The sequence below is a fragment of the Pseudomonas sp. Irchel 3H3 genome (genome assembly GCF_900187635.1).
Classification (GTDB): Bacteria; Pseudomonadota; Gammaproteobacteria; order Pseudomonadales; family Pseudomonadaceae; genus Aquipseudomonas.
On sequence record NZ_FYEC01000007.1, the window covers coordinates 137,533 to 151,547 of the forward strand.

Sequence of the window (14,015 nt, forward strand, 5' to 3'; positions counted from 1 at the left end):
ACCTTGCATGATGGATAACCATGATTGCGCGTGCGGACAGACCACGGTTCGCGACGAGGCGGCGCTGTGGTTTTCCCGTGTGCAGGATGCACCGCTGAACCCAGGCGACCAGCAACGGTTCAACGCCTGGCTGGCGCAACACCCGCAGCACCGCGACGAATATCAACTGCTGCAAGGCCTGTGGCGTGCCACCGAGCTGGTGCCCAAGGCGCGCTTGCAAGCCCTGTGCGCAACCCCACCCACGCAGCTCAAGCGCCGACCACTGCTGCAGTATGCGGTGGCAGCCAGTGTGCTGGTGGTGGCGGTGGGTTTCGGCCTGTTCAATGGCCTGGGTGGTCCGGCCAGTTACCGTGCAGAGTTTTCCACCGTCTTGGGCGAGCGACGCCAGGTGAGCTTGCCGGACGGCTCGCTGATCGAGCTGAACAGTCGCAGCCAGGTCCGGGTGAATTTCCAGGGCGACCAGCGGCGCATCGAACTGACCCAGGGCGAGGCCATGTTCAACGTCGCGCACGACAGCAGCCGGCCCTTTGTGGTGGCGGCGGGCACGGGCCAGGTGACGGTCACGGGCACTCGCTTTGATGTACGCCGCGACGCTCAGGAAACGCGGGTGGTGGTGGAGCAGGGCAGGGTCAAGGTGCAGGGGCGCGACAGTGAATTCGTCAGCCTCACGGCGGGACTGGCAACCCGGGTTGACGCTCAGGGTCGGGTCGCCCCGGCCCGGGCGGTCGATGCCCAGGCGCTGACCGCCTGGCGCAGCGGCAAGCTGGTGTTCAACGATGCCAGCCTCAGTGAAGTGGCAGCAGAAGTCTCGCGCTATCGGCAGCGGCCGTTGACCGTGGGCAGCGTAGCGGTGGGCAATCTACGCCTGAGCAGCGTGTTCAAGACTGACAACACCGAGGCCTTGCTCAAGGCCTTGCCGAGCATCCTGCCGGTGGCGATCCGGACCCGCGATGACGGCAGCCAGGAAATAATTGCGCGATAGATTCAGGTTTTTTTCGAGTTCTTCGTCTTCTTGTCCAACTGCAACTGGTTTGCATTAACAGCCGCACCTATTTGCGATCAACAGGACAAGGTTCGACGTGAAAAACCCCCGCGCGAAAAACAACAAACCCGCCACGCTTTCTTCCCGTTGGCTGCCCCTGGCGCTGGCACTGGCCGTCAATGCGGGCCTGCCGCTGGCGTATGCCGAGGCGGCTGGCGGCAATATCCAGATTCAAGCGCAACCCCTGGGGGCGGCCCTGAGCCAACTGGGTCAGCAGACCTCCCTGCAGGTGTTTTTCGATCCGCAACTGGTGGCCGGCAAGCAGGCGCCGGCGGTAGACGGCAACTTGTCGCCGGAGCAAGCCTTGCGCCAGTTGCTGCAGGGCAGCGGCCTGGAGTACTCGATCGACCAGGGTTCGGTGACCCTGAGCCCGGCCGCCACTTCGACATCCGCAGCGGGTCCGCTGGAACTGGGGGTGACCGACATCACCGTGGTCGGTGACTGGCTGGCTGACGCCAATGCGGCGGTGGTGCAGAACCACCCCGGTGCACGCACGGTGATCCGTCGTGAAGCCATGGTCGAGCAGGGTGCGATGACCGTCGGCGACGTGCTCAAGCGCGTACCCGGGGTGCAGGTCCAGGACGCCAACGGCACGGGTGGCAGTGACATCTCCCTGAACGTCGGCGTGCGCGGCCTGACCTCGCGCCTGTCACCGCGCTCCACGGTGTTGATCGACGGTGTCCCGGCCGCCTTCGCCCCTTACGGCCAGCCGCAATTGTCGATGGCGCCGATCTCTTCCGGCAACCTCGACAGCATCGACGTGGTACGGGGCGCAGGGTCGGTTCGTTATGGTCCGCAGAACGTCGGCGGGGTGATCAACTTCGTCACCCGGGCCATCCCGGAGAAAGCCACCGGGGAAATCGGCAGCACCCTGGAAACCTCCCAGCGCGGTGGCTGGAAGCACATCGACACGGCGTTTCTCGGCGGCACCGCGGACAACGGCATGGGCGTGGCACTGTTGTACTCCGGGGTCAACGGCAACGGCTATCGGCAGAGCAATAACGACAACGACATCGACGACGTGATCCTCAAGACTCACTGGGCGCCCACCGATGTCGACGATTTTTCGCTGAACTTCCACTACTACGACGCCAAGGCTGACATGCCCGGCGGGCTGACCCAGCAACAGTACGACGAAGATCCCTACCAGTCGGTGCGCGACCACGACAACTTCGCCGGTCGGCGCAAGGACGTGTCCTTCAAGTGGGCGCGGCTGATCGGCGATCGTACCCAGGCCGAAGTGCTGACCTACTACTCCGACAGTTTTCGCGGCAGCACCATCGCCGCCCGCGACCAGAAAACCCTGAGTTCCTACCCGCGCACCTACTACACCTTCGGCATCGAGCCACGGGTGTCCCATGTGTTCGATGTCGGTCCGACTTCCCAGGAAGTCAGCGTTGGTTATCGCTACCTCAAGGAGGGCATGCACGAACAGGCCAGCCGCCTGGCGCTGGTGAACAACCAGCCGGTGCAGACCCCGACCTCCGACGGCCACGTGTACCAGGACCGCACCGGCGGCACCGAAGCCAACGCGTTCTACGTCGACAACAAAATCGATGTCGGCAACTGGACCGTGACCCCGGGCATTCGTTTTGAAGACATCCGCACCGAGTGGCACGACCGCCCGGTGCTCGATACGTCGGGCAAACCGGTGCAGGAGAAACGCCGCAGCATCGACAGCCATGAACCGCTGCCGGCCTTGAGCGTGATGTATCACCTGTCCGATGCCTGGAAGCTGTTCGCCAACTACGAAACCTCGTTCGGCGCCTTGCAGTATTTCCAGCTGGGCCAGGGCGGTTCGGGTGACGAGACCGCCAGCGGCCTCAACCCGGAAAAGGCCAAGACCTACGAAATCGGTACGCGCTACAACGATGATGTGTGGGGCGCTGAAGTGACGCTGTTCTACATCGACTTCGACGAAGAGCTGCAATACATCAGCAACGATGCCGGCTGGACCAACCTGGGCGCCACCACCCACCAGGGCATTGAAGCCTCGGTGCACTACGACATGGCCGCGCTCGACCCACGGCTCGATGGCCTGACCGCCAATGCCGGGGTCACCTACACCCGCGCCGTGTATGAAGGCGAGATCCCGGGTTTCAAGGGCCGTGACCTGCCGTTCTACTCCCGTCAGGTAGCCACCGTCGGCCTGCGTTACGACGTCAACCGCTGGACCTACAACGTCGATGCGTTCGCCCAGTCCAAGCAGCACTCACCGGGCACGGCGGTGAATGCCGATGGCAGTTTCAGCGGCGACTACATCACCGAAGGCACTGCCGACGGACAGTACGGCGACATCCCGGGTTATGTGACCTGGAACGTGCGTGGCGGCTATGACTTTGGCGCGCAACTGTCGAACCTGAAGCTCGGCGCCGGGGTGAAAAACCTCTTCGACAAGCAGTACTTCACCCGCTCCAGCGACAACAATGCGGGGATGTACGTGGGTGCGCCACGGACCTTCTTCGTCCAGGCCAGCGTTGGTTTCTGATAGGCCGCAGTGCTTTCATCGCGAGCAGGCTCGCTCCCACAAACGAGCCAGCTCGCGATGCTGTCACACCTTCAACACTTTCCCGCCAATGGCCACTGCCACCAGCAACAGCGCCATCAAGCCAAAGGCAAAACTCAGGCTGCTGGCGTGGGCGACAAAACCGATCACTGCGGGCCCAACGAGGATGCCGGCATAACCCAGGGTGGTGATAGCCGGCACGGCAATGCTTTCGGGCATCACCGTCTGTTTGCCGACCGCGGTGTACAGCACCGGCACGATGTTCGAACAGCCCACGCCCAGTAGCGCATAGCCCACCAGGGCCGCTTCCCAGCTCGGGGCAAAGGTCGCCAGGAACAAGCCCGCGGCGGCGGTCAGGCCACCGAACACGATCACCCGGGTAGCGCCCAGTCGGCGGACAATCCGGTCGCCGGTCAGGCGTCCGATGGTCATGGTCAGGGCGAACGCCGCATACCCCAATCCCGCATACGCCGTGTCGATCCCACGCTCCTGGGCGAGGAATACCGCGCTCCAGTCCAGTGCCGCGCCTTCAGCCAGGAACACGATGAAGCACATGCCACCGATGAACAGCACGATCCCGTGGGGCACCGCAAACGCCGGCCCGGTGCTTTCGCTGCCGTAGGTCAGCAGATGGGGCGCGGCCTTGAACAGGGCCGCAAGGAGCATCAGGATCACCACGGCCATCGCCCCCAGCGGAGAAATGCCCAGGCCCAGCAGGGCGCTGACCCCCGCCGCGCCGACAATCCCACCGAGGCTGAACATGCCATGAAAACCCGACATCATGGTCTTGCCGCTGGCGCGCTCGACAATCACCGCCTGCAGGTTGGTCGTCGAGTCCACCGTACCCAGACCGGCACCGAACAGGAACAGCGCGCCAATCAGCAGGGGCACCGTGGACACCGTCGCCAGCAACGGCAGCGCCAGGCAGATCAGCAGCGTGCCGCCGGTCAGCACGCGCCGACAGCCGAAGCGCGTCGCCAGCACGCCGGCCAGCGGCATCGCCAGGATCGAGCCGACCCCCAGGCTCAGTAGCAGCAGGCCGAGGGTGCCTTCATCCAGCCCGGCCCGTGCCTTGGCGTAGGGCACCAGCGGCGCCCACGCGGCAATGCCAAAGCCGGCGATGAAGAATGCGATGCGGGTCGACATCTGCTCGAGGCGCCCAGGAATTACCTGGGCGGGTGACGTGATGGCGGTCATGGAAAATCCTTGGTCTTTCAATGGAAGCGACAAACAGGGGCACATCCTTGCACATCAGTGACCGTCAGACGACCTCGGGGTTCGTCACCAGGCGGTTCGTTGATCCGAGGAAATCGCCTACAGTGGGCAATCACTCCAGACTCAACCCAGGATCTGTTCATGACCTCGTTGTTTGATGCACGCGGGAACATCTATGCGGTGGTCAGCCCCCAGCAATTGCGCGAACTGGGGATCGACCTGCCTGACACCGCCGCCGAGGCGGCGCAACAACGAATGGCCTGGACTTCACGGGCGATCCTGGCCTGCTGCAGTTGGGCGACGGGCACGCGGCCAGACGGGGCCAAGGCCCATCGCAGCGATGGTTTGCTGGTCGGCCCATTTCAACAGGCCGCGCCCTTTGACCTGTTGATCGTCAACACCGACGGGACCCTGGCCGAGCGCAGCGGCAATGGCTTGACCATCTTCGCCCAGGCGCTGACCGAGCAGGGCTTGATGCTGGCCGAGGGCTGCAGTCTGCTCAAGGTCCATCATGACCAGGGCAACGCCCGGTCGCCCGTGCAAACCTCGGTACACGCGGCCGAAGTCGAGGCTGTGCAAGGGTTTTGGCTGGACCTGGGCAAGCCTCAGTTCGGCCCGCCGGCGGTGGCGGCTCAGGGAGTGTCAGCGGCGCAGTTGAATCAGCGACCACTGAGCCATGTGCCACAGCTGGCCCGGGTCAATCCTCAGTGGCAACACAGTCAATTCGTGCGCATCGGCAACCCCCATTGCGTGACGTTGGTGACCCAGGCGGACGGGCTGCCGAGCAACCTGCAGATGGCCGCTCCCGGCCTGGCGGACGACCTGACTCGCATTGCATTCGCCCCACCCAGCGGCGGGGGGCAGCCCTGTGCCGCCGGGGTCAATCTGCAATGGGCAATGCGCGAATCGGCCAACCGCCTCAGTGCCCGGGTGTTCGAACGCGGCGAAGGCCCGACCGCGTCCTCGGGCACCAGCGCCAGCGCGGTGGCCTGTGCCGCGTGGAGCGTCGGCTGGGTGACCGCGGGCACGGTAGCGGTGGTGATGCCCGGCGGCACGGCCCCAGTGTTGCTCGAAGAGCAAGACGGTGAGTTGAACCGGGTCAGCTTGTTCGGGACGGCGCGCTTGATCCGGTGAATTCAGATCCGCCATCGCGAGCAAGCTCGCACAAGGGTTAAGGCTGCCCACAAATCCCGCATACACCCAGCAAACCTTTGTAGGAGCGAGCCTGCTCGCGAAGAACCTGAGGGCGACGCGTTGTTTCAGGCAGCACGCGTTATCGTTGACGACCATCGCGAGCAGGCTCGCACAGGGTGATTTTTGCCATGCCTGGCCCCTTGTGGGAGCGAGCTTGCTCGCGATGAGGCCGATCGGATCAAGCCGAGCCAAACATCTCGACCACCGGCATCTGGCGTTTCATCAACACCTTGCCGCCGCGGATCGAGTACAGCGGCAATCCCTGGCTGCGGATCACTTCGTAGTCACTGTCGGCCGAGAGGATCAGCAGGTTGGCTGGCCGCCCCGGTTCCAGCCCGTAGCGGTCGCCCAGGGCCATGGCCTTGGCGCTGTTTTCGGTCACCAGGTCCAGCGAGCTTTGCAGGTTGCGGTAGCCGAGCATGTGGCAGATGTGCAGGCCGGCTTCCAGGACCCGCAAGATGTTGCCATTGCCCAGTGGGTACCACGGGTCGACGATCGAGTCCTGGCCAAAACACACGTTCATGCCGGCTTCGAGCAACTCGTTGACCCGGGTCACGCCCCGGCGTTTCGGGAAATTGTCGAAGCGCCCTTGCAAGTGAATGCTCTCGGTCGGGCAGGAGACAAAACTGATCCCCGAGTGCCCCAGCAGGCGAAACAGCTTGGCGCAGTAGGCGTTGTCGTAGGAGCCCATGGCCGTGGTGTGGCTGGCGGTCACCCGCGCACCCATGTCGCGGCTGCGGGCTTCTTCGGCCAGCACTTCGAGAAAGCGTGAGTGCGGGTCGTCGGTTTCGTCGCAATGCACGTCCACTAGGCAGCCGGTGCGCTCGGCCAGGTCCATCAGGAATTTCACCGAGCTGACGCCCTGGTCGCGGGTGTATTCAAAATGCGGAATGCCCCCCACCACGTCGGCGCCCAGGCGAATCGCTTCCTCCATCAGCTCGCGGCCATTGCGGTAGGACTCGATGCCTTCCTGGGGAAAGGCGACGATCTGCAGGTCGATCAGGTGCCGGCTCTCTTCGCGCACTTCGAGCATGGCCTTGAGCGCGGTCAGTTGCGGGTCGGTGACATCGACGTGGGTGCGCACATGCTGGATGCCATGGGCGGCGAGGGCGTTGATGGTCTTTTTCGCCCGGGTCTTGGTGTCTTCCTGGGTAATGGTCGCCTTACGCTCGCCCCAGCATTCGATGCCTTCGAACAGCGTGCCGCTCATGTTCCAGCGCGGCTCACCGGCGGTCAGCGTGGCGTCGAGGTGAATGTGCGGCTCGACGAAAGGCGGCACCACCAGGTTGCCGTTCGCGTCGAGGTCGTCGGGGCCCAGGGTCGGTGCCTCGGTCTGGCGGGCGATCCCGCTGATCAGGCCGTTTTCCAGGTGCAGCTCATGCAAGCCTTCACGGTTGCGCAGGCGGGCGTTGATGATGTGCATCAGGCGAATCCCTTTATAGATCTGGTAGTGCTGCGCTGGAGGTACGGGTCCCCAGGACGCAGGTCAATGCCACATACGTTAGCGCGGCAGCGCCGATCCCTACCAGCGGCGCGACCCACGGCGAGCCGAACGCGGCGAGGGTGCCGACTGCATAGGCGCCGAGTCCGGCCCAGTTGAAGGCCGGCAGCCGGGCATCGGCCAGGCGCGGATAGTGGCCACGATAACGGTAGAAGAAGTCCGCCATGATCACTCCACCAATCGGCGGAATCACCGTGCCCAACAGGATCAGGTAAGGGACCAGCATGTCGTACATGCCCAGCAGCGCCAGCAGAGTGCCGATCACGGCGCCGGCCAGGGTCACGGTTTTGCGCCGCCGGGTGCGCAACAGGTTGCAGCCGGCCACGGCGAAGTTGTAGATGGTGTTGTCCTGGGTGCTCCAGATGTTGAGCAGCAGCATGGCCATCGCAGCGATGGCGAACCCTTGCAACAGCAGGACCTCGACCACATCCGGTTGCTGATAGACGATGGCCCCATAGGCACCGATCAGGACCATCAGGCCGTTGCCAAGGAAAAACCCGATCAGGCTCGCCAGCACCGCGACCCGGGCGGAACGGGAAAAGCGGGTCCAGTTGGTGGCCTGGGTCGCACCGCTGACAAAGGTGCCGAACACCAGGGTGATGGCGGTCGACCAGTCCATGTGGCTGCTCGGCACCACTGCCAGCAGCGCGTCGAGGCCACCGATCTGCAGCGTGGAAACCCACATCGACAGCATCAGCAGCAGCATCATCGCCGGCACCGCGATGTAGGAGAGGATTTCCAGGCCGCGATAGCCGACATAGGCCGTGGCGCAGAACACCAGGCCGAACAGCACCATCAGCCCCAGCACCGTACCGTCGCTCAACTGCAAATATTTGCCCAGCACCACGGCAGCCGTGGCCGTGCCCCAGGCATACCAGCCAATCTGGGTGAAACCGAGGATCAGGTCGCTGAGCTTGCTGCCCAGTTCACCAAAGCAGAAACGTCCCATCAGCACCGAGTTGAGGCCGCTCTTGAAGGCGATGTAGCCCAGGCCTGCGGCATACATGCCCAGCAGCAAGTTGCCGAGGACAATCACCGTCATCATTTCGGCAAAACTGAATGCCACCCCGAGTTTGCCGCCGGCAAACATGGTCGCGGTAAAAAAAGTGAAGCCCAGCAGCACCATGGCAGTCGACATCAGGCCCTTGCGGGCATGCATCGGCACCTCACTGAGAGGGTAGTCATTGCCCGGATCGTTCTGCGTCATATGGCGTTCCTTGCGAGAGAGGAGGACGCGGGGGTGTTGCAGTGCTCATGCCAAAGCCGGTGATGGCCCTATTACTTATAGTCGAGCGCGGGTATTTGGCCCAAGGCGGGCTCGAAAGCGGTGCACCTGACCAAACACCGGACCCAAGTGGGAGCGCGTCTTCAGTCACAAGGAGCGCCAAACTACAGGCATAAAAAAACCACCGGGACGGTGGTTTTTTCGACTGCCTGGCTCACTCGCCGCGATAGATGCAACCGCTGGTGCAGGTCTCGTGGATGCGGATTGCACTGAGTTCCGGCAGCAGTGGCTTGAGTTCATTCCAGATGAACTTGGCCAGCACTTCACTGGTCGGGTTTTCCAGGCCAGGGATGTCGTTCAGGTAGTTGTGGTCGAGGCGCTCGTACAGCGGCTTGAAGATCGCCTTGATTTCCGAGAAGTCACGGATCCAGCCAGTGTGCGGGTCGAGGTCACCGCTCAGGTGGATCGCCACTTTGAACGAGTGGCCGTGCAGGCGCCCGCATTTGTGGCCGTCCGGAACGTGGGGCAGGCGGTGGGCGGACTCGAAGGTGAATTCTTTGAAAATTTCCACAGTGGTTTGAGCTCTGTCAGGTGGCTATCGCCCGCGGCGATGGGGCTGGCCGCGAGTTTAACAGCTTGAAATAACGCTTGCGGGAAAACACTGACTAAAGGGTCAGCAAGTGCTCGCCCAGGCGGCCGTTGGCGGCCAGTTCGAGGAACTCGTCGCCCAGGCGCTGGCTTTCCTGCATGGTGGTGCGCCAGTATTTCTGGCGGCCGGGGGCATCATCCATGAATCGCTTGAAGTCGTTGCGGTCCGGGAGTTTGCCGTAGGGCAGGCGGGCCAGGTAGTCCTTGGACGGTGCCAGCAACAGCACATCCTGCAAGCGCTGGGGGCAGGCGCGACGCCAGGGTAGGGTCTTGTCGAACCAGCCAGGAATTACCCGGTCGGTAAAGTGCGGATAAAGCACGATGTCGTCGCCGCTGTAGGGCAAATCGAGGTGGTAGTCCAGCAGGCCACCGTCGCGAAAGGTCCCGGCTCCGGCCCCCGGCAGGTCACGCACGCCCTCCATGACCATCGGGATCGAACCCGACGCGAGCAAGGCCTGGCGCAAGTTGCTGGCATTCAACGCGACATAACGCGAAGGGAAGTCGTGCAGGGCATTGAGCGGCGGCGCGAGGCGCGGATCATGGATGATCAGCCGTTCGAAATGTCGCGACAAGCGTGCGCGTCCCCGCAGGTTGTCGGCGATCACCGACGACAGCCCCAGGCCAAGGCGGCCGCGGTGATCGTCCGCCAGCAGGCCGTGGCTCCTGACCACCATGATGTTCAAACGGTAGTGGGGGTTGTCGAGGATCCGCGCATCGCGGCCATCGAGCAGTTCATCGAGCATGCGCCGCGAGCTCTGGCTGATCTGCGCCATGCTTACGCCTTTGCTGAAATGCTGTTCGGTGTAGAGCTGGCCCAGGCGCTGGATACCTTCGGCGGCGTCCGGCAAGCAAGCACTGGCGAAGCGCCAGGAACCCACCGAGGCGCCAATCAGCGAGCGCTCACGGGGCGCGGCCGGCAACCACTCGCCGAACAGCGCCAGGTCCAGGCCCTGGATGCCCAGGGCTTTGGGCCCACCGGCGGCACCGGGCAGCGTGCCCACGTGCATCGCGTTCAGGCCCTGTTGCCGAATCCGCGTGAAAGCCCGCGGTCCGGCCTTGAGGGTCAGGGCCGGGAATTTGATATGGATAGCGCTCATACAGCTCTCGCTTAGTGCAGCCAGGCTTGCGGGGCATCCTGGGGACGCCATCGCCGGCAAGCCGCGCTCCTGCTGGGTTGGTGTACGTCGTCCATCAATGATGGCGATTCAGTTTGAATTAAGTTGCTGCCGTTAGTCTGGGCCCATACCGATCTGGAGACCGCCCATGAAAACCCTGACCACCCTGTTCACCGCCAGCCTGATCGCCCTGACGGCCAGCCTGGCCCACGCCCGTGACTTGGGACCGGATGAGGCCCTGAGGTTGCGTGACGCTGGTACCATTGTGTCTTTCGAGAAGCTCAATGCCAGCGCACTGGCCAAACACCCCGGCGCGACCATCACTGAAACCGAACTGGAAGAAGAGTACGGCAAGTACATCTACCAGATCGAGTTGCGTGATCAACAAGGCATTCAGTGGGACCTGGAATTGGACGCTGTCAGCGGGCAGCTACTCAAGGATCATCAGGATACGTAATGAAGGTTAATCTGCGCGCTTATGGGCTTGGTGCCCTGGCGCTACTGGCGGTCTGCTCACTGGCAGTGGCCCGCGATCTCGATCAGGACGAAGCCCTGCGCCTGCGCCAGCAAGGGGTGATCCTGCCGCTGGAGCAACTGCTGCAGCAGGCGCTGGACCGCTACCCTGGCGCCAAGCTCCTGGAAGCGGAGCTGGAAGAGAAGCATGACGTCTACATTTATGAAGTCGAACTGCTGACCCCGCAGGGCGTGGTGCGTGAGCTGGACCTGGACGCCAGGACCGGCCGTTTACTCAAAGACAAGGAAGATTGATCGATGCGTTTGCTTCTGGTGGAAGACCACGTGCCGCTGGCCGACGAGTTGTTGGCCGGACTCAATCGCCAGGGTTACGCGGTGGACTGGCTGGCCGATGGACGCGATGCCGTGTACCAGGGCAGCAGCGAGCCCTATGACCTGATCGTCCTCGACCTCGGCTTGCCGGGCCTGCCGGGTCTGGAAGTGCTCAGCCAATGGCGCGCGGGTGGCCTGGCCACGCCGGTGCTGGTGCTGACCGCGCGCGACTCCTGGGCCGAACGCATCGAGGGGCTCAAGGCGGGCGCCGACGACTACCTGACTAAACCTTTTCACCCCGAAGAGCTGCACCTGCGGATTCAGGCGCTGCTGCGCCGTTCCCACGGCCAGGCCAATCAGCCGACGCTCAAGTCCGCCGGCCTGCACCTGGACGAGGGCCGGCAGTGCGTGGTTCGCGATGGCGCCGATATCCAGTTGACCGCCGCCGAATTCCGCCTGTTGCGCTACTTCATGCTGCACCCGCAGCAGATCCTGTCCAAAAGCCACCTGGCCGAACACCTCTACGACGGTGAAACCGAGCGCGACTCCAATGTCCTCGAAGTCCACGTCAACCACCTGCGGCGCAAGCTGGGGCGCAGCGTGATCGAAACCCGTCGAGGCCAGGGCTACCTGTTCGGTGGGCAGGCGCAGTGAGGTCGATCCAGCGGCGCTTGAGCCTGGGCCTGATCAGCGTGTTGCTGATCGTCGGCCTGGTGCTGGTGCAGACCAGCCTGTGGTTGTTCGAACAGGGGCTGCAACGCTACCTCGAAGCGGGCCTGCGCAACGACAGTGAAAACCTGCTGGTGGCCCTGGTGCGCGGCCCGCAAGGCGTGCAATTGGACGAGCGTCGCCTGTCGCCGGCCTATCAGCGGCCATTCTCCGGGCATTATTTCCGCATCGATTTTGCCGACACCCACTGGCGTTCGCGTTCGTTGTGGGACCAGGAACTGCCGTTGCTCGAGCAGCCGGGCCTGCACAGCAACCTGCAATTAGGGCCTGAGGGTCAACAGCTGCTGGTGTTGCGTTCGGACTACCGGCGTCTGGGCCAGTCGATCTCCATCAGCGTGGCCCAGGACTACACCCCGGTGCAGGAGAGCTTCCGGCGCATGCGTCAGATCGGCCTCGGCCTCGGCCTGGCCTGCCTGCTGCTGATTCTGCTGTTGCAGCGGATCACCGTGCGCCGCGCCCTGCGCCCGCTGGAAAGCGCGCGCGAGCAGATCGCCCAATTGCAACAGGGGCAACGCTCGCAACTGGACGCCCAGGTCCCCGAAGAACTGGAACCCCTGGTGGCGCAGATCAACCATCTGCTGGCGCACACCGAAGACAGCCTCAAGCGCTCGCGCAATGCCCTGGGCAACCTCGGCCATGCGCTGAAGACCCCGTTGGCGGTGTTGCTGAGCCTGGCTTCCAGCGACAAGCTGGATGCCCATCCCGAGCTGCGTAAAGTCCTGCAAACGCAACTGGAGCAGGTGCAGCAGCGCTTGAACCGTGAACTGAACCGCGCGCGACTGGCCGGTGACGCCTTACCCGGTGCGTTGTTTGATTGCGATGCCGAGCTGCCGGGGTTACTGGCTACCTTGAACATGATTCACGGCGAACACCTGGACCTCAGTTACGTCGCGCCGGCCGGTCTGCACCTGCCGTGGGATCGCGAGGACTTGCTGGAATTGCTCGGCAACTTGCTGGACAACGCCTGCAAATGGGCCGACGCCGAGGTGCGCCTGAGCGTGGCGCAGGCGCCCGAGGGCTTTGTGCTGGCGGTCGAAGACGATGGCCCGGGGATTCCCGAAGCCCAGCGCGACCAGGTATTCAGCCGCGGTACGCGCCTGGATGAACAGACCAACGGGCATGGCCTGGGCTTGGGCATCGTGCGCGATATCGTCGAGGCGTGGGGCGGGATATTGCGCTTGGAAGAAAGCCAGTGGGGCGGATTGCGGGTAGTGATCGAGTTACCCAGGATCTGATAGCCGATCAGGCCAGTGGGGCGCGTCTGTTCGCCCCACTGGCGCTGGATTACACCCGGAACTGATCCATCAGGCTCTGCTGCTGGTTGGCCAGAGTGTTGAGCGACTGGCTGACCCGCGCCGACTCATTGGCCTGGCCCGACAGCGACTCGGTCACGTCGCGGATGGTTGCCACGTTGTTATTGATCTCTTCGGCCACCGCGCTCTGTTCTTCGGCGGCACTGGCAATCTGCAGGTTCATGTCGGTAATCACCGTCACCGCGTCGCCGATCTGGCGCAGTGCGGTCACGGCCTGGCCAACCTGCTCGACGCTGCCCTGGGCCTGACGGTGGCTGTTGCCCATTGCGCCGACCACTTGTTGGGTGCCGCTTTGCAGTTGCTCGATCACCTGGCGGGTTTCCTCCACCGACTCTTGCGTGCGGCGGGCGAGGTTGCGCACCTCGTCGGCCACTACCGCAAAACCGCGCCCGGCTTCCCCGGCGCGCGCGGCCTCAATGGCGGCGTTGAGCGCCAGCAGGTTGGTCTGCTCGGCGATGGCGCGAATCACTTCCAGCACCGATCCGATTTTCTCGCTGTTGGCCGCCAGGCCTTCGACCTGGACCATGGCCGTGCTCATGTCGGCGGCCAGGCTGTCGATGCTGGCGGTGGTGCGGTCGATCACGGTCAGGCCCTGGCGGGTTGCCTGGTCCGCGTCGCGCGCCGCTTGTGCCGCCTGCGCTGCACTGCGGGCGACGTCCTGGGCGGTGGCGCTCATTTCGTGGGAGGCGGTGGCCACCTGATCGACCTGGCGATACTGCTGCTCCATCCCGGCGCTGGTCT

The 14,015-nt window shown here is 63.9% G+C and carries 13 protein-coding genes; 7 read left to right on the forward strand and 6 right to left on the reverse strand.

The window, feature by feature from the left end; translation table 11 throughout:
- Nucleotides 1-7: 7 nt before the first annotated feature.
- Both CKW24_RS10720 and CKW24_RS10725 read left to right on the forward strand, forming a co-directional pair.
- Complete coding sequence (locus tag CKW24_RS10720; RefSeq protein ID WP_095167738.1) at nucleotides 8-982, forward strand: FecR family protein; 975 nt, start codon at nucleotides 8-10, stop codon at nucleotides 980-982.
- Nucleotides 983-1,079: 97 nt separating this feature from the next.
- Entirely contained in the window at nucleotides 1,080-3,530 is a 2,451-nt protein-coding gene (locus CKW24_RS10725; RefSeq protein WP_095167739.1) for a TonB-dependent receptor, read from the forward strand.
- A 63-nt stretch (nucleotides 3,531-3,593) separates the two neighbouring features.
- Here CKW24_RS10725 and CKW24_RS10730 read toward each other — a convergent pair whose 3' ends face one another.
- On the reverse strand, nucleotides 3,594-4,745 hold the full coding sequence (locus tag CKW24_RS10730; RefSeq protein ID WP_095167740.1) for an MFS transporter: 1,152 nt from the start codon (nucleotides 4,743-4,745) through the stop codon (nucleotides 3,594-3,596).
- A 159-nt stretch (nucleotides 4,746-4,904) separates the two neighbouring features.
- Between CKW24_RS10730 and CKW24_RS10735 the strand changes: the two genes are divergently transcribed.
- A complete protein-coding gene (locus CKW24_RS10735; RefSeq protein WP_095167742.1) occupies nucleotides 4,905-5,897 on the forward strand; it encodes a diaminopimelate epimerase in 993 nt (330 codons plus the stop codon).
- Between the two features lie 238 nt (nucleotides 5,898-6,135).
- Here the strand turns inward: CKW24_RS10735 and codA are convergent, their stop codons facing one another.
- The 4 genes from codA to CKW24_RS10755 all read right to left on the reverse strand — a co-directional run bounded on the left by codA (nucleotide 6,136) and on the right by CKW24_RS10755 (nucleotide 10,428).
- Nucleotides 6,136-7,380, reverse strand: coding sequence for a cytosine deaminase (gene codA / locus CKW24_RS10740; protein WP_095167744.1), 1,245 nt, complete (start codon nucleotides 7,378-7,380; stop codon nucleotides 6,136-6,138).
- Between the two features lie 13 nt (nucleotides 7,381-7,393).
- Nucleotides 7,394-8,665 carry a cytosine permease gene (gene codB / locus CKW24_RS10745; RefSeq protein ID WP_095167746.1) on the reverse strand — a complete coding sequence of 424 codons (1,272 nt, stop codon included), beginning with the start codon at nucleotides 8,663-8,665 and terminating at the stop codon, nucleotides 7,394-7,396.
- A gap of 232 nt (nucleotides 8,666-8,897) precedes the next feature.
- On the reverse strand, nucleotides 8,898-9,254 hold the full coding sequence (gene queD, locus CKW24_RS10750) for a 6-carboxytetrahydropterin synthase QueD (protein WP_007955941.1): 357 nt from the start codon (nucleotides 9,252-9,254) through the stop codon (nucleotides 8,898-8,900).
- A gap of 94 nt (nucleotides 9,255-9,348) precedes the next feature.
- Nucleotides 9,349-10,428, reverse strand: coding sequence for a patatin-like phospholipase family protein (locus CKW24_RS10755; protein ID WP_095167749.1), 1,080 nt, complete (start codon nucleotides 10,426-10,428; stop codon nucleotides 9,349-9,351).
- A 166-nt stretch (nucleotides 10,429-10,594) separates the two neighbouring features.
- Here CKW24_RS10755 and CKW24_RS10760 point away from each other — a divergent pair, with 166 nt between their 5' ends.
- From CKW24_RS10760 to CKW24_RS10775, 4 genes are read left to right on the forward strand one after another with little or no spacing between them, the layout of a single operon-like run.
- Nucleotides 10,595-10,903: a PepSY domain-containing protein gene (locus CKW24_RS10760; RefSeq protein ID WP_095167752.1), complete on the forward strand. Its 309-nt coding sequence runs from the start codon at nucleotides 10,595-10,597 to the stop codon at nucleotides 10,901-10,903.
- On the forward strand, nucleotides 10,903-11,214 hold the full coding sequence (locus tag CKW24_RS10765; RefSeq protein WP_095167754.1) for a PepSY domain-containing protein: 312 nt from the start codon (nucleotides 10,903-10,905) through the stop codon (nucleotides 11,212-11,214). The genes CKW24_RS10760 and CKW24_RS10765 overlap by 1 nt, the downstream gene beginning before the upstream one ends.
- Nucleotides 11,215-11,217: 3 nt before the next feature.
- Entirely contained in the window at nucleotides 11,218-11,886 is a 669-nt protein-coding gene (locus tag CKW24_RS10770) for a response regulator transcription factor (RefSeq protein WP_095167756.1), read from the forward strand.
- On the forward strand, nucleotides 11,883-13,196 hold the full coding sequence (locus tag CKW24_RS10775; RefSeq protein WP_095167758.1) for a sensor histidine kinase: 1,314 nt from the start codon (nucleotides 11,883-11,885) through the stop codon (nucleotides 13,194-13,196). The genes CKW24_RS10770 and CKW24_RS10775 overlap by 4 nt, the downstream gene beginning before the upstream one ends.
- Nucleotides 13,197-13,245: 49 nt before the next feature.
- Here CKW24_RS10775 and CKW24_RS28630 read toward each other — a convergent pair whose 3' ends face one another.
- A complete protein-coding gene (locus CKW24_RS28630; protein WP_371917584.1) occupies nucleotides 13,246-14,001 on the reverse strand; it encodes a methyl-accepting chemotaxis protein in 756 nt (251 codons plus the stop codon).
- Nucleotides 14,002-14,015: the final 14 nt, after the last annotated feature.